Annotated in this window: 15 protein-coding genes; 7 read left to right on the top strand and 8 right to left on the bottom strand. The window is 63.9% G+C overall.

Translation table 11 applies throughout. The features are described from left to right. Nucleotides 1-96: 96 nt before the first annotated feature. Entirely contained in the window at nucleotides 97-2178 is a 2082-nt protein-coding gene (locus BLW56_RS13940; protein ID WP_093511278.1) for a M13 family metallopeptidase, read from the top strand. Between the two features lie 20 nt (nucleotides 2179-2198). Here BLW56_RS13940 and BLW56_RS13935 read toward each other — a convergent pair whose 3' ends face one another. The 3 genes from BLW56_RS13935 to BLW56_RS13925 are packed head-to-tail and all read right to left on the bottom strand — an operon-like array spanning nucleotide 2199 to nucleotide 3996. Next, nucleotides 2199-2477 carry a hypothetical protein gene (locus tag BLW56_RS13935; RefSeq protein ID WP_093511277.1) on the bottom strand — a complete coding sequence of 93 codons (279 nt, stop codon included), beginning with the start codon at nucleotides 2475-2477 and terminating at the stop codon, nucleotides 2199-2201. 2 nt (nucleotides 2478-2479) lie between these two features. Beyond that, the gene (locus tag BLW56_RS13930) at nucleotides 2480-2830 is read right to left on the bottom strand and encodes a hypothetical protein (RefSeq protein ID WP_093511276.1); all 351 of its coding nucleotides are present in this window, start codon (nucleotides 2828-2830) and stop codon (nucleotides 2480-2482) included. Continuing rightward, nucleotides 2827-3996: an isovaleryl-CoA dehydrogenase gene (locus BLW56_RS13925; RefSeq protein ID WP_093511275.1), complete on the bottom strand. Its 1170-nt coding sequence runs from the start codon at nucleotides 3994-3996 to the stop codon at nucleotides 2827-2829. Before BLW56_RS13925 ends, BLW56_RS13930 begins: the two co-directional genes overlap by 4 nt. 100 nt (nucleotides 3997-4096) lie before the next feature. Between BLW56_RS13925 and BLW56_RS13920 the strand changes: the two genes are divergently transcribed. The 6 genes from BLW56_RS13920 (at nucleotide 4097) to BLW56_RS13895 (ending at nucleotide 10384) form a co-directional block, all read left to right on the top strand. After that, nucleotides 4097-4999, top strand: coding sequence for a LysR family transcriptional regulator (locus BLW56_RS13920; RefSeq protein ID WP_093511274.1), 903 nt, complete (start codon nucleotides 4097-4099; stop codon nucleotides 4997-4999). 40 nt (nucleotides 5000-5039) lie between these two features. After that, complete coding sequence (gene cysD, locus BLW56_RS13915; protein WP_371262249.1) at nucleotides 5040-5987, top strand: sulfate adenylyltransferase subunit CysD; 948 nt, start codon at nucleotides 5040-5042, stop codon at nucleotides 5985-5987. A gap of 1 nt (nucleotide 5988) precedes the next feature. Further along, on the top strand, nucleotides 5989-7890 hold the full coding sequence (gene cysN / locus BLW56_RS13910) for a sulfate adenylyltransferase subunit CysN (protein WP_093511272.1): 1902 nt from the start codon (nucleotides 5989-5991) through the stop codon (nucleotides 7888-7890). Between the two features lie 2 nt (nucleotides 7891-7892). Then, complete coding sequence (locus tag BLW56_RS13905) at nucleotides 7893-8645, top strand: 3'(2'),5'-bisphosphate nucleotidase CysQ (protein WP_093511271.1); 753 nt, start codon at nucleotides 7893-7895, stop codon at nucleotides 8643-8645. Between the two features lie 70 nt (nucleotides 8646-8715). Further along, nucleotides 8716-9117, top strand: coding sequence for a hypothetical protein (locus tag BLW56_RS13900; protein WP_093511270.1), 402 nt, complete (start codon nucleotides 8716-8718; stop codon nucleotides 9115-9117). Between the two features lie 130 nt (nucleotides 9118-9247). Continuing rightward, the gene (locus BLW56_RS13895) at nucleotides 9248-10384 is read left to right on the top strand and encodes a zinc-binding dehydrogenase (protein ID WP_093511269.1); all 1137 of its coding nucleotides are present in this window, start codon (nucleotides 9248-9250) and stop codon (nucleotides 10382-10384) included. A 114-nt stretch (nucleotides 10385-10498) separates the two neighbouring features. On the opposite strand, the gene BLW56_RS13890 is transcribed toward BLW56_RS13895, so the two are convergent. The 5 genes from BLW56_RS13890 to BLW56_RS13870 all read right to left on the bottom strand — a co-directional run bounded on the left by BLW56_RS13890 (nucleotide 10499) and on the right by BLW56_RS13870 (nucleotide 15064). Then, complete coding sequence (locus BLW56_RS13890; protein ID WP_093511268.1) at nucleotides 10499-10759, bottom strand: hypothetical protein; 261 nt, start codon at nucleotides 10757-10759, stop codon at nucleotides 10499-10501. Between the two features lie 114 nt (nucleotides 10760-10873). Next, nucleotides 10874-12028 carry a cell wall hydrolase gene (locus tag BLW56_RS13885; RefSeq protein WP_256203473.1) on the bottom strand — a complete coding sequence of 385 codons (1155 nt, stop codon included), beginning with the start codon at nucleotides 12026-12028 and terminating at the stop codon, nucleotides 10874-10876. A gap of 9 nt (nucleotides 12029-12037) precedes the next feature. Continuing rightward, nucleotides 12038-12958 carry a cysteine synthase A gene (gene cysK, locus BLW56_RS13880; protein WP_093511267.1) on the bottom strand — a complete coding sequence of 307 codons (921 nt, stop codon included), beginning with the start codon at nucleotides 12956-12958 and terminating at the stop codon, nucleotides 12038-12040. Then, entirely contained in the window at nucleotides 12955-13623 is a 669-nt protein-coding gene (locus BLW56_RS13875; RefSeq protein WP_093511266.1) for an RBBP9/YdeN family alpha/beta hydrolase, read from the bottom strand. The genes cysK and BLW56_RS13875 overlap by 4 nt, the downstream gene beginning before the upstream one ends. 127 nt (nucleotides 13624-13750) lie before the next feature. Beyond that, nucleotides 13751-15064, bottom strand: coding sequence for an MFS transporter (locus tag BLW56_RS13870; RefSeq protein ID WP_093511265.1), 1314 nt, complete (start codon nucleotides 15062-15064; stop codon nucleotides 13751-13753). Nucleotides 15065-15118: the final 54 nt, after the last annotated feature.

Below are 15118 nucleotides of genomic sequence, written 5' to 3'. Positions count from 1 at the left end.
TTGAAAAGCGCAGCAGGCCGAAAATGGTTGGTGTTGAAACCGGATTTTCCCACGCGTCGGCCGCCTGCCTATCCGTGACAAAATAAGGTCATTCTTATGAAAAAAGCCGTCTTCGCCGTTCTTCTGTCCTCCGCCGCGGTTCTCGCGGGGCCTGTCGCGTGTAGCAGCGGCAAGGACAGCTCCGCCGCCTATACCGTCGGCACCGATATCGGGATCAGCAAGGCGGCGATGGATACCAGCGCGAAGCCCGGCGACGACTTCTACGCCTACGCCAATGGCAACTGGGACAAGGCGAACGAAATCCCAGCCGACCGTTCGTCGATCGGCGCTTTCTATGTGGCGCAGCTCGAAACCGAAAAGCGCAACCGCGAGCTGATCGACGCGATCGTCAAGGGCGATGCAGCGGCCGACACCAACGAGGGGCGCATCGCTGCCTTCTACAAGGCTTTCACCAATGTGAAGGCGATCGATGCCGCGGGGATGAAGCCCGTCGCTGCCGACCTTGCGCGCTTTGCGGCGATCACCGACAAGGCGGCCCTGTCGAAGGTGCTGGGCGAACAGCTTCGCGCCGACGTCGACCCGCTCAACGCGACCAACTTCCAGACCGAAAATCTCTTCGGGGTCTTCGTGACGCAGGGGCTCGCGACCCCGGGCGACGTCATTCCCTATCTGCTGCAAGGCGGTCTCGGCATGCCCGAGCGCGAATATTATCTGTCGGCCGACCCCAAGATGGCGAGCATCCGCACTGCCTATCAGGCCTATATAGCCAAGCTGCTCACCGCGGCGGGGCAGAGCGACGCCGCAGCGAAGGCGAAGCGCATCTACGATCTCGAGGTCAAGATCGCGAAGGCGCACGCGACGCGCGAACAGAGCGAGGATTTCACCAAGTCTGCGGACGTATGGGCGAAGGGCGATTTTGCAAAGAAGGCACCCGGCATCGACTGGCCGGCGTTCATGGCCGCCGCGAAGCTCGACGGTGCGGTGAAGTTCGGCGCCTATCATGCGAACGCGATCACCGGCCTGTCGGCACTCGTCGCGTCCGAACCGCTCGACGCGTGGAAGGACTGGCTCGCCTTCCATCAGATCAACAGCCACGCCGACGTTCTGCCGAGTGCGATCGATAGCGCGCACTTCACCTTCTATGGCACCACGATGGCGGGCACGCCGCAGCAGCGCGGCCGCGAAAAGCGCGGGCTCGACGCGCTCGACACCTATCTCGGCGATGCGGTGGGCAAGGCCTATGCCGACAAATATTTCCCCGCCTCTGCGAAAGCGGAGGTCGGTGACATGGTGAAGAACATCAAGGCCGCCTTTGCCAAGCGTGTCGAAACGATCGACTGGATGGCGCCCGAGACGAAGAAGGAAGCGATCAAGAAGGTCGAAACGATCGCCGTCGGCGTCGGCTACCCCGACACGTGGCGCGACTATGGCAGCTACACCGTCGGTGCCGACGCCTATGCCAACGAGGTTGCCGGACAAAAGGCCGAATATGCACACCAGCTCGCCAAGATCGGCAAGCCGATGGACAAGGGCGAATGGTGGATGGTTCCCCAGACGGTCAACGCCGTGAACCTGCCGGTGCAGAACGCGCTGAACTTCCCCGCCGCGATCCTCCAGCAGCCCTTCTTCAACGCCAAGGCGGACCCTGCGTTCAACTATGGCGCGATCGGCGCGGTGATCGGTCATGAGATCAGCCACAGCTTCGATAATAATGGCGCGGCGTTCGATTCCACCGGCGCGCTGCGCAACTGGTGGACCCCGGCGGATCTGGCGAAGTTCAATGCTGCGGGCGCCGCGCTCGCGGCGCAGTTCGACACCTACAAGCCGTTCCCCGACCTGTCGGTCAACGGCAAGCTCACGCTGGGCGAGAATATCGCCGACGTGGCGGGGCTTCAGGCCGCCTATGACGCGTACCGCGCGTCGCTCGGCGGCAAGGAGGCGCCGGTGATCGACGGCTTCACCGGCGATCAGCGCTTCTTCATCGCCTACACGCAGACGTGGGCGACCAAGATGCGCGCCGAGGCGCTGCGCGCGCGCATCGCGACCGACGGCCATGCGCCGGGCATGTACCGCGCGCTGACGGTCCGTAACCTCGACGCTTGGTACAAGGCGTTCGACGTCAAGGAAGGCGACAAGCTCTACCTCGCGCCCGACAAGCGCGTGCGCGTCTGGGGCTGACGACCGGGCAGGGCGGGGCGTCATGCCTCGCCCTCCTTCTTCGTTGCGGGTTTCTTGCGGATCAGGTGGCTGTAAACGCCGACGAGATTGATGCAGAGCAGCGCGACATTCTGCCACCCGATGCCTTCGCTGTCGGGTTGCAGGAACCCCCATGCGATCAGTGCGAGGCTGCTCGTCACGAAGATCACGAACGCCCAGCCGTTCCACCGCTCGCCGAGGTTGAGCGAGACGAGCAGCGCCGCAAGCGTCGCGGCGGCGGCGCCATAATATTGCAGGGAATCGAGCAGGGTCTCACTCATATTTATGCCAACGCGCCGATCAGCGCGAAGATGCCCGCGCTGCTCAGCGCCGGCCACGCGATATGACGACCCTTGGTATAGGCCGCGTTGAACAGTCCGGTTGCAAGCCATCCGCCACCGATGACGATCAAAAGTGCGGGCGGCGTTCCGGGCCATGCGACCGCTGCCGCCGAAATCAGCATCAGCACCGACGTGGCATGCCAGGCAAAGCGGATGATCCGCCGTGACAGCGGATCGGCGAGCGGTCCCGCCTCGCTGCGCAGCATCGGCACGATCAGCCTGCGGTATCCAAGAACCGAATGAACCCCGGCCGTCGTCACCATGAAGGCGGCCGACAGCCAGAGCCAGATCACGCGCCGGCGCCAATCAGTTCGCGGCCGATCAGCATGCGGCGGATCTCGTTCGTGCCCGCGCCGATGTCGAGCAGCTTGGCGTCGCGCCAGTAACGCTCGACCGGCCAGTCCTTCGTGTAACCCGCGCCGCCGAGCGCCTGGATCGCTTCGCCCGCGACCTTCACGGCATTTTCGCTCGCGAGCAGGATGCAACCCGCAGCGTCGAAGCGCGTCGTCTGTCCCGCGTCGCACGCCTTGGCGACGTTATAGACATAGGAGCGCGCCGACTGGAGCATGACATACATGTCGGCGACCTTTGCCTGCATCAGCTGGAACGATCCGATCGGCTTGCCGAACTGCTTGCGCTCGCGAACATAGGGGATGACCGTGTCGAGGCACGCCTGCATGATGCCAAGCTGCAGCCCGGCGAGCACGACGCGCTCATAATCGAGCCCCGACATCAGCACGCCGACGCCGCCATTCTCGGGGCCCATGACCTGTTCTTCGGACACTTCGCAATCGGTGAAGACCAGCTCGGCGGTCGGCGATCCGCGCATGCCGACCTTGTCGATCTTCTGCCCGATCGAAAACCCCGGCATGTCCTTTTCGATCAGGAACGCCGTGATGCCGCGCGAACCCGCTTCGGGGCTCGTCTTCGCATAGACGACCAGCGTGTCGGCGTGAGTCGCGTTGGTGATCCAGAATTTGGTACCGTTGAGCACATAGCCGCTGCCCTTGCGCTCGGCCTTCAGCTTCATCGACACGACATCGCTGCCCGCGCCGGCTTCGGACATGGCGAGGCTGCCGACATGCTCGCCGCTGATCAGCTTGGGCAGATATTTCGCCTTCTGCTCCGCATTGCCCCAGCGGCGGATCTGGTTGACGCAGAGATTCGAATGCGCGCCGTAAGAGAGGCCGATCGCACCGCTCGCACGGCTCACTTCTTCGACCGCAATCACATGCTCGAGATAGCCGAGGCCGAGGCCGCCGAATTCTTCCTCGACGGTGATGCCGTGCAGCCCGAGCTCGCCCATCTGTGTCCACAATTCGTCACGCGGGAACCAGTCTTCGGCATCGGCCCTGGCGGCGAGCGGGGCGATCTGTTCGTCGGCGAAGCGGGCCGTGGTGTCACGGATCATGTCAGCGGTTTCGCCGAGCGCGAAATCGAAATCGGGGGTGGCGCGCATGGAATACCTATCGATCTGGGTCAGGACAGATCGCGATAGTGCCTCAAAATTTGATCATATGGAAATTGAAACCATTGCCGGTTTAGCATAAGTAAAATCTATGATTAAGCGCACTCATATCCGCCAGTTCCTCGCCGTGATCGATGCGGGCAGTTTTACGCAGGCGGCGCTGCGCATCCGCGTAACCCAGCCAGCACTGTCGACGGGCATCGCCGAGCTCGAAAAACTGGTCGGTACGCCGCTGTTCATCCGTAACCGCCGCCAGATCCGGCTGACCGAGGCGGGCGGGCGGTTCCTGCCGATCGCGCGCGATCTCGAACGCGGCTTTCGCGCCGCCGACGGCTTCGGTCGCGAGAGCGAGGGGCAGGCGAGCGAGCTCAAGCTTGGCGTGATCCGCTCCGCTCCCGCCGAACTGCTGCAGGCGATCGCCGCGGCGCTGCGCCCAGGCTTTGCGATCGAACTTGTCGAAAACAGCGACTCCGAACTGCGTGCGGCGCTCGGCAGCGGTCGCATCAATATGGCACTCGTTCCGCTGCGCACCGGCGAGCGCGCCGACCATGTGCTGCCACTTTACGAAGAGCCGTTTGCCATGTTCATCGCGTCGGACCATCCGCTCGCGGGGCGGATCGAGGTCGGGCCCGAGGAACTTGCCGCCGAAACGATGATCGCGCGCCGCTCGTGCGAATTTCTAGACGCGACGAGTCGTTTCTTCACGCGCCATGGTGTGCGTCCGCGCTTCGCGCTGCGCAGCGAAAGCGACGAGCGGTGCCTGCGTATGGTCGCGGCGGGGATCGGCATCACCACGGCGCCCGTCTCGCTTGCGATCGACGGCATCGTTCCCTTGAAGGTCGCGGGTTATGATTTTCGCCGCGAATTGGGTCTGATATCCGACCCCGCGTGGCGCGCGCTTCCCGAGATCGCGCCGCGTCTTGCGCATGCGCTCGAAACGATCGGCGCGATCGCGGCCGAGTGGCGGCAGATGAAGGTCGATATCGCTGCATGATGCAGCGCCTCACAAGTCTGGCTTGCCCCCTCGAAAGGCCATACAGTTTGCGCGGCGCCGACAGGGGCGGCAAGGGCGGGGCATGACCGATACGCTGACCCATCTCGACCGGCTCGAGGCCGAGAGCATTCATATCATGCGCGAAGTGATGGCCGACGCGGCCAAGCCCGTGATGCTCTACAGCGTGGGCAAGGACAGCGCGGTGATGCTCCATCTCGCGCGCAAGGCCTTCTATCCCTCGCCGCCGCCGTTTCCGCTGCTCCACGTCGACACGACGTGGAAATTCCAGGCGATGTACGAGCTGCGCGACCGTATGGCGCGCGAAAGCGGCATGGAACTGATCGTCTATCAGAACCCCGAGGCGAAAGAGCGCGGGATCAACCCGTTCGACCACGGTCCGCTACACACCGACATGTGGAAGACCGAGGGTTTGAAGCAGGCGCTCGACCTTCACGGCTTCGACGTCGCCTTTGGCGGCGCGCGGCGCGACGAGGAAAAGAGCCGCGCCAAGGAGCGTATCTTCTCGTTCCGCACCGCGAGCCACGGCTGGGATCCCAAGAAACAGCGCCCCGAACTCTGGAACCTTTACAACGCCCGCAAGGCGAAGGGGGAGAGCATCCGCGTCTTTCCGATCTCGAACTGGACCGAGCTCGACATCTGGCAATATATCGCGCGCGAAAATATCCCGATCGTCCCGCTCTACTTCGCTGCGCCGCGGCCGACGGTGACACGCGACGGCCTGTTGCTGATGGTCGATGACGATCGCTTCCCGCTTGAGGAGGGCGAAGTGCCGGTGGAGCGCTCGGTGCGGTTCCGCACCCTCGGCTGCTATCCGCTGACCGGCGCCGTCGAGAGTGAAGCGACGACGCTCAGCGAAGTCATCCAGGAAATGCTACTCACCACCACCAGCGAACGGCAGGGCCGCATCATCGACAAGGATGGCGGCGACGCGAGCATGGAGAAGAAGAAGCAGGAGGGGTATTTCTGAGATGACCGATCCTGTTTACGTCACCGACGCGCTGATCGCCGAGGATATCGACGCCTATCTGGCAGGCCATGAAAAGAAGTCGCTGCTCCGCTTCATCACTTGCGGCTCGGTCGACGACGGCAAGTCGACGCTGATCGGGCGGCTGCTGTACGACAGCAAGATGATCTTCGAGGACCAACTCGCTGCACTCGAGGCCGACAGCAAGCGCGTCGGCACGCAGGGCCAGGAGATCGACTTCGCATTGCTCGTCGACGGCCTCGCCGCCGAGCGCGAGCAAGGGATCACGATCGACGTCGCGTACCGCTTTTTCACGACCGAGAAGCGCAAGTTCATCGTTGCCGACACCCCGGGGCACGAGCAATATACGCGCAACATGGTCACCGGCGCCTCGACCGCCGACCTCGCCGTCATCCTGATCGATGCGCGCAAGGGCGTACTCACTCAGACGCGCCGCCACAGCTTCCTCGCGCACCTGATCGGTATCAAGCATATCGTACTCGCCGTGAACAAGATGGACCTCGTCGGTTACGACAAGACCCTCTTCGACCGGATCACGCTGGCGTATCGTGCTTTCGCGAGCGAAATCGGCATCACCAATTTTACCGCGATCCCTATCTCCGGATTCAAGGGCGACAATATCACCGCGCTTTCGGACAACACGCCTTGGTTCAAGGGCCCGGCGCTGATCGAGCATCTCGAAAATGTCGAGATCGGCGCCGCCGCCGACGAGGCCAAGCCGTTCCGCCTGCCGGTGCAATGGGTCAACCGCCCGAACCTCGATTTCCGCGGCTTCTCGGGCCAGCTTGCGAGCGGGCGCGTCCGTCCCGGCGACGCCGTTCGCATCCTGCCGAGCGGCAAGACGACCACTGTCGATCGCATCGTCACGCTTGACGGCGACCTTGATGAAGCGGTTGCGGGTCAGTCGGTCACGCTGACGCTCGCCGACGAGGTCGACTGCTCGCGCGGTGACGTCATCGCCGCTGCCGACGCGCCGCCCGAGGCGGCCGACCAGTTCGAGGCGACGCTCGTATGGATGGCCGACGAGGCAATGATCCCGGGCCGCGCCTATTGGCTAAAGCTTGCGACGCAAAGCGTCTCGGCGACCATTCAGGCGCCGAAGTATGAGATCAACGTCAACACTCTCGACCATCTCGCTGCGAAGACGCTCGAACTCAACGGCATCGGTGTCGTCGAACTGTCGACCGACAAACCGATCACGTTCGAAGCCTATGGCGACAATCGCACGCTCGGCGGGTTCATCCTGATCGACAAGCTGACCAATGCGACCGTTGCCGCGGGGATGCTGCACTTCAGCCTGCGCCGCGCCCAGAACGTCCATTGGCAGGCAACCGATATCGACCGCGACATGCGCGCAGACCTCAAGAACCAGCGTCCCGCGCTCTTGTGGTTCACCGGCCTGTCGGGTTCGGGCAAGTCGACGATCGCGAACCTCGTCGAAAAGAAGCTGCACCGGATGAACCGCCACAGCTTCCTGCTCGACGGCGACAATGTCCGGCACGGCCTCAACCGCGACCTCGGGTTCACCGAGGCCGACCGGATCGAGAATATCCGCCGCGTCGGCGAGGTTGCGAAGCTGATGACCGACGCGGGTCTGATCGTCATCACCGCCTTCATCTCGCCTTTCCGCGCCGAACGCGAAATGGTGCGCAGCATGTTGCCCGAGGGCGAGTTCCTCGAAATTTTCATCGACACCCCGCTCGCCGAGGCCGAAAAGCGCGACGTCAAGGGCCTCTACAAAAAGGCCCGCGCGGGTCAGCTCAAGAATTTCACCGGCATCGACAGCCCCTATGAAGCGCCCGAGAATCCCGAAATTCGTATCGACACGACCGCGATGACACCCGAAGAAGCGGCGGACCTGATCATCGATCGCTTGCTGGGATAGATATGACTGCGGGGGAAACGGACGAACAACTGGCCGAACGGCTCGCAACCGCTGCGGGCGCGATCCTGCTCGATTTGCGCGCGCGGGGCGATCTTGAAGGCAAGGCGCTTGGGCAGGCCGGCGATCAGCAGGCCAACGCCATGCTGTGCCGCGAAATCCGTTCTGCCCGTCCCGACGACGCGCTGCTCTCTGAAGAAGAAAAGGACAATCCCGTCCGCTGCGGGCAGTCGCGCGTCTGGATCGTCGACCCGCTCGACGGCACACGCGAATATGGGGAGGGTCGTGACGACTGGGCGGTGCATGTCGCGCTCGCGGTTGATGGCGTCGCGGCGGTCGGTGCGGTCGCGTTGCCCGGGCTGGATATCACGCTGACCTCCGGCGTCCCGCTGCCGCTGCAGCCGGCGAACCAGCCGCTCCGCATGCTTGTCAGCCGTACACGCCCCGCCGCCGAGGCCGTCTTCGTCGCGGAAAGGCTGGGCGCCGAACTGGTTGCAATGGGGTCGGCGGGCGCCAAGGCTATGGCGGTCGTGCGGGGGGAGGCCGATATCTATCTCCACACCGGCGGGCAATATGAATGGGACAATTGCGCTCCCGTTGCGGTGGCGCACGCGGCCGGCCTGCATGTCAGCCGCGTCGACGGATCGCCGATCCGCTACAATAATCCCGATACCTATCTGCCTGACCTGCTGATCTGCCGGATGGAGCTGGCCGAAGAGGTGCTGCGCCTTGCCGCACAATATTCGTCAGCGGGGTAAGGACGCACCATTCGGAGCGGGCCGCACATTTCCTTCTTTGCTGGCCGCTTGCCAGGGGCCATGAGGAAGCATGATCGACCTTTCATCGTGGCTTCTGCCGCTTTCCATCGCGCTTGCGCCAGCGGCAGCCGATCCTGATCGCTTCACCGACGGTGGCGTGACATATATTCTTTATGCCGACACCTTCCGTCAGGTCGATGACGAGATACGGCAGATCGGCTTTTCACTCGAAATGACCGAAGCTGAAGGTGCGCCGGGCAATGCCGTTGCCATGAATGGCGTCGTTCAGGTAAACTGCGGCACGCGCGGCGCGCGCATGGTCGGCCCGCAGCTATTCGACGACCAAAACCGGCCCGTAGCCACCGATGCGTCAGGCCCGGACCATAGCTCGCCGTGGGAAGAGCTGGAAACAATAGCTTCGGACCAGCATCTTTACCGCAGGGTCTGCGAGCGGGAAAAATCGGCGCCATAGCGCCTGGATTCGTGGACCGCAGTCGGTAACCGGACTGAAATGGCAGCGCCGCCGCACCGAACGCCGGTTGCCAGCCGGTGCGACACGCCCTAATCCGTTTCATCAAGAAACCGAACACGGGAGATGTGCTATGACCGACCTGCCTGAAACCAACACCGTCATGGTGACGCTCGTGAAGCCCGAGGGGCAGCTCGAAGTCTATCTCGAACGCCGCCCCATGCCTCAGCCCAAACCGCATGAGGTGCTCGTCAAGGTGTTGACGACGCCGATCAACCCGTCGGATCTGGGCCTCCTTTTCGGCGGCGCCGATATGTCGACCGCGCGCGCCGGAACGCGCAACGGACTACCGTCGATCACCGCCGACGTGCCGCCTCCGGGCATGCGCGCGATGGGCGGCCGTATCGGCGATGCGCTGCTGATCGGTAACGAGGGTTGCGGCCTGGTCGTCGCGGCGGGCAGCAACCCCGATGCGCAGGCGCTGATCGGTCAAACGGTCGCGCTGCTCGGCGGCGAGATGTACGCGGAATATCGGTGCCTGCCTGTCCAGATGGTGATGCCGCTTCCCGATGGCACCGACCCCGTCGATGGCGCATCCTGCTTCGTCAATCCGCTCACCTCGCTGGCGTTCACCGAAACGATGCGGATGGAGGGCCATAATGCGATCGTCCACACCGCCGCGGCGTCGAACCTCGGTCAGATGCTGGTCAAGATTTGCGCAAAGGACGGCATCCCGCTCGTTAACATCGTGCGTAGCGATGCACAGGTCGAGATTCTGAAGAACATCGGCGCGCAGCATATCGTCAACAGCAGCGCCGACGATTTTCAGGACCGGCTGGTCGATGCCATTGTCGAAACCGGCGCGACGCTGGGATTTGACGCGATCGGCGGTGGCAAACTCGCCGGCCAGATCCTCGCCGCAATGGAAGTCGCGGCGGTGAAGCGGATGACGACTTACAGCCGCTATGGCTCGGACACGTTTAAGCAGGTCTATATCTATGGCGCGCTCGACCTTGGCCCGACCACACTCAACCGCAGCTTCGGCCTGACCTGGTCGCTCTCGGGCTTTTTGCTCACCCCGTTCATGGCGAAGGCCGGGATGGAAGTCGTCGGGCGGATGCGCAAGCGCGTCGTTGACGAACTTACGACGACTTTCAAGAGCCACTACAGCCACGAAATCTCTCTGACCGATGCGCTGAATCTCGATACCGCGCAGGCCTACAACGCGAAACGCACCGGCGAGAAATATTTGATCAAGCCGCACGGGTAAGGGCCAGGCTGGGCCCCGGCCACAGGGCGTGGCCCAGCCGACGCTTGTGGTTGAGCACCATGGACCCCGGCTTTTGCCGGAGTGCACGCAATACCTGCCAGCGACCGATTTCAGCTACGACGCATCGGTCGGCGGAAAGCGCAATGTGGCCGCGATCTGTGCTTCGGCCGCGGTCGCTTCATCAATGAGCAGTCGCAATGCCTTTGCGGTATCTTCCAGAAGGCCGTCACCAAGAGGCCGCTCGCCATTGATGAAGCGGCGGATGGCCCGCTCGTCTATGCCAAGGCGCCGCGAGAATGCAGTGGTGCCGCCAAACAGTTGGACGCAATAGGCAAAATGCTCGCGTCGTTCGTCTGCTGAAAATGACGCAGCCATTGCTATCCCCTTTTCGTTCGTTGTCGGTGACCATACGCTATCTTCGTGATGAGGCACATCGACCGGTTGAGGATGGCGGCTTCCCATTCCCACATTCGGCTTAGCGATGCGCGCTTAGCGTTTCATGCACTGGCGCGCATCGTCGCGCTTATATTCGCTGCAATTCCACAACGCCTTTTCAAATCCCGCCTTGTCGTCGCGAAGGTAGGAGAAGGTCATCGCCGCACGCTGCGTATCGCTCATCGCGTCGCTGTCGGGTTTCAGCACCGGATTGGTCCAGCCCATGAACTTGCAATAGGGCTTGTCGCCGCACAGGCGCAGCGCGGTGGTGACGAAGCTCTCGGGCGCGGCCTTGCGGTCGAGTTGGGTGTAGATCGTGTCGCGGCCTGCGCTTTCTCCCGCGCCGGCGACGACGCGCGCTTCGCCGACTGCGGCATTGGCATCGACGCCAGTCGCAACGTCGGTGGGCAGGCCCAGCGCGATGGCGTGCAGCGGCGATATCGCCGCGAGCTTCGCCACCGGACCGTCGCTTCCCGATACGGCGCCACGGAACGCGCCCGGCGTGCCCCAATAGCCGGGCCAGCGGAAAAACAGATGCGTATCGACGATCGCGATCTTCTCCAGACTGTCGCTCCAATAGGGGCGGACCCAGTCGGTGTGATAATGGGTGGCGAGGCCGACCGGCGGATAGGTGCCGCCCGACAGCATCATGTCGGCGTTGTTTCGTGCGCGCTGCCAGGCCGCATCCGAATAGCGGCGGTTGAGCGCGCCGTCGCATGTGAAGGTGAACTGGCACCCGGTGGTGCGTTCGGATCCCTGGAAAACGACGCCGCAGATCGATTTCGGAAAGGCCGGATGCCGGGCGCGGTTGATCACGACCTGGCCGACCGCCTGCTGGCCCTTGGCGTCGTCGCCCGCCTCGTAAAGCATCGCTGCCGCCAGGCAGTCACGGGCGCGGGCCTTTGAATCGCCGCCGCCGGCATAAACGAAAGGCCGCGCCGCGACGAAGCCTTTGGTGATCAGCGCGACCTCGGCATTCTGCGCGCGCGCGTCATCCTCGGTAACCGGCGCAAGCTCCATCGCCTGCACTTCCGGGATGACGTCGGCGGGCGGCGCAACGGGTTGCCGATGCGCGGCATGTTTTCCGGTGCCCGTCGAATGGCTCGCGAGGAGCACGGCGACGACCGCCGCGACCGCGATCAGGACGAACAGCCAGCCCGTCCAGTCGCGCCGTAAGGGCAACGCGCCTCGGTCGTCGTGAGGGTGCACGAGTGGTCCTCAGATCTCCGGGAGGAAATCGGGGACCGACAGGTAACGTTCGCCGGTGTCGTAGTTGAAACCAAGGACGCGGCTGCCCGGCGGCAGTTCGGCAAGCTTTTGCGCGATAGCCGCGAGGGTCGCGCCCGACGAGATGCCGACCAGCATGCCTTCCTCGGTCGCGGCGCGGCGCGCAAAATCCTTTGCGGCGCCCGCATCGACCTTGATCACGCCGTCGAGCAGGTCGGTGTGGAGATTGCGCGGGATGAAACCGGCGCCGATGCCCTGGATCGGGTGCGGCGCGGGCTGGCCGCCCGAGATGACCGGCGAGGCGTCTGGTTCGACCGCATAGACTTTCAGGTTCGGCCAATGTTCTTTCAGGAACTGCGCGGTGCCGGTGATATGGCCGCCGGTACCGACGCCGGTGATCAGCACGTCGATCGGGGTATCCTTGAAGTCGGCAAGAATTTCGGGGCCGGTGGTGCGAACATGGACGTCGATATTCGCCTCATTTTCGAACTGCTGCGGCATCCATGCGCCGGTGGTCGTTTCGACCAGCTCGATCGCGCGCTCGATCGCGCCCTTCATGCCCTTTTCGCGCGGCGTCAGGTCGAAGGTCGCGCCATAGGCGAGCATCAACCGGCGGCGTTCGACCGACATGCTTTCGGGCATGACGAGCACCAGCTTGTATCCCTTGACCGCGGCCGCCATCGCAAGGCCGATGCCGGTGTTCCCCGACGTCGGCTCGACGATGGTGCCGCCGGCTTTCAGGCTGCCGTCCTTTTCGGCGGCTTCGATCATCGCGAGGCCGATTCGATCCTTGATCGACCCACCGGGATTGCTGCGTTCCGACTTCACCCAGACTTCGGCGTCGGGGAACAGTTTGGCCACGCGAATGTGCGGCGTATTCCCGATGGTATCGAGGATCGAATTGGCTTTCATGATCGGTGCGCTCTTTCTTTGAATTCGAAACGCGGGTCGCGGCGGACGCGGTTTGGCCAGTCGCCGGCGCGGAGCCAGCGGGCCTCGTCCGCCAGCACCGGCGTCGGCCGGGGTTGTAACGATGCCAGCAGATACTGTCCATAAGGCCAGTCTCCGATCCCCGAGTCGGCATTGATATGACCGAAGGGGCCCGCATTAACAAAGCGCGCGTCCCAGTGCCGCGACAGGCGCCAGACGTGCGCGGTCTTGGCATAGGGATCGTCGTCGCTGGCAACCACGATCATCGGCACCTGCGACGACAGAGCGGGGGAGTCGGTGAAGCTGTCGACGCGGCTGTCGCGGCGGAGCTGCGAGAGGTCCGGCGGCGCGACGAGGAGCGCGCCGGCGATACGGTCGCGGGCAATGCTGCTCGCCGCGGCAAACCAGTGCGCAAAAGCATGGCAGCCAAGGCTGTGCGCGGCAATCAGGACGGGCTCATGCTCGGCGTCGATCGCTGCGGCGATCCGTTCGACCCATTGATCTTTCAGCGGTTCATCCCAACTGCCGAGTTCGACTCGCTCGCAATCGGCAAAGCTGCGTTCCCACAGGCTCTGCCAGTGGGTGGGGCCGCTGTTGTAGAGGCCGGGTATGGTCAGGATTTTATGGCGGATATTCGAATTATGCATGGCGGTCGCTCCATCGGGGGAGAGAGGGGGAACCGCGGTGACGGGTAAGGTGTAAATAACTCAACTAAATAAATTGACAATAGCCTTCGGGCAAAATGTGCGCGGCATGCGGCAAGCCGTGTTGGGGTCAGTCGTTCGCCTGCCTGAACTGCGGCTCGAAGGTTTTGGCGCGCCGCAGCTCGGGAAAGATCCAGGCCCAGAGCGCGGTCACACCGACCGCTGCGGCGCCGCCGACGACGACGGCGCCGATCGGGCCGAGCGCGGCCGCCATCGCGCCGGCGCGCATCTCGCCCAGTTCGTTCGATGCCGAAATCGCGAGCCCCGATGCGGCGCTGACGCGGCCGCGCATATGATCGGGGGTGTTGAGCTGGATCAGCGTGCCGCGCACGAATACCGAGAACATGTCGGCAGCCCCCATCAGGACTAGCACGGCGAGCGAAAGATACAGGTTTGTCGAAAGGCCGAAGACCACCGTGCCAGCGCCGAACGCCGCAACCGCCCACAGCATCTTCACCCCGACATTGCGTTCGATCGGACGGATGGCGAGGCCGACCGCCACGCCAACCGATCCAAAGGCAACGGCGGCGCGCATCAACCCTGCGCCTTCCGCACCGGCGTGCAGGATATCGCGGGCGAAGACAGGGAACATCGCGGTCGCGCCCGCGAGCAGCACCGCAAACAGATCGAGCGTGATCGTCCCGAGCAGAAAGCGCTCGACCCACACGAAGCGCAGCCCGTCGGCCATTTCGCGCAGCGGATGGCGGCGAACTTCGGCGGGTGGCGGCAGGACGGGCCGCACCCGGCTGAGCGTGAAGGCCGAAATGGCAAGGAGAAGCGCGGAGAAGACATACACCGCGCCCGGGTGCGCGGCATAGATGAGGCCGCCCGCGGCGGGTCCGATCACCGACGCCGATTGCCAGGCGATGCTGCTCATCGCGATCGCGCGCGGCAGGACTGCGGGCGGAACGATGTTGGGCGCGATCGCGCTCATCGCCGGGCCGGAGAAGACACGGGCGACACCGTGCAGCGCTGCAAGGCCGAAGAGCAAAGGCAGCGTCAGCTGGTCGTGCCAGGTGAACCAGCCGAGCGTCGCGGCGATCAGCAGGTCGATCAGGTTCGAAAAGATCGCGACACTTCGCCGTTCGAAGCGGTCCGCCGCCCATCCAGCGACCGGCGTCAGGATCGCCAGCGGCACGAACTGGAACAGACCGAGCAGCCCAAGCTGGAACGACGCTTCCTTGATCGACATGCCATAGTCGGTGCGCGCCGTGTCATAGAGCTGGTACCCGATCACCACGACCATCGCGATCGTTGCCATCACCGCCGTAAAACGCGCCACCCAGAAGTAGCGGAAGTCGGGATAGCTGAGCGGGGAAGGGGCTTTGGGCGTTGCCTCCGGCATGACCGGTTCTTCGCCTTCGGGGGGTGGGATCGTTGCCATCGCCGTCCGCCCTATCGTGCTTTTCGTCGCTGTCCAGTAACCCTTACGTATGCC

The sequence above is a fragment of the Sphingopyxis sp. YR583 genome (assembly GCF_900108295.1).
In the GTDB taxonomy this organism is placed as follows: Bacteria; Pseudomonadota; Alphaproteobacteria; order Sphingomonadales; family Sphingomonadaceae; genus Sphingopyxis.
This window is presented reverse-complemented; position numbering and strand designations above follow the sequence as displayed.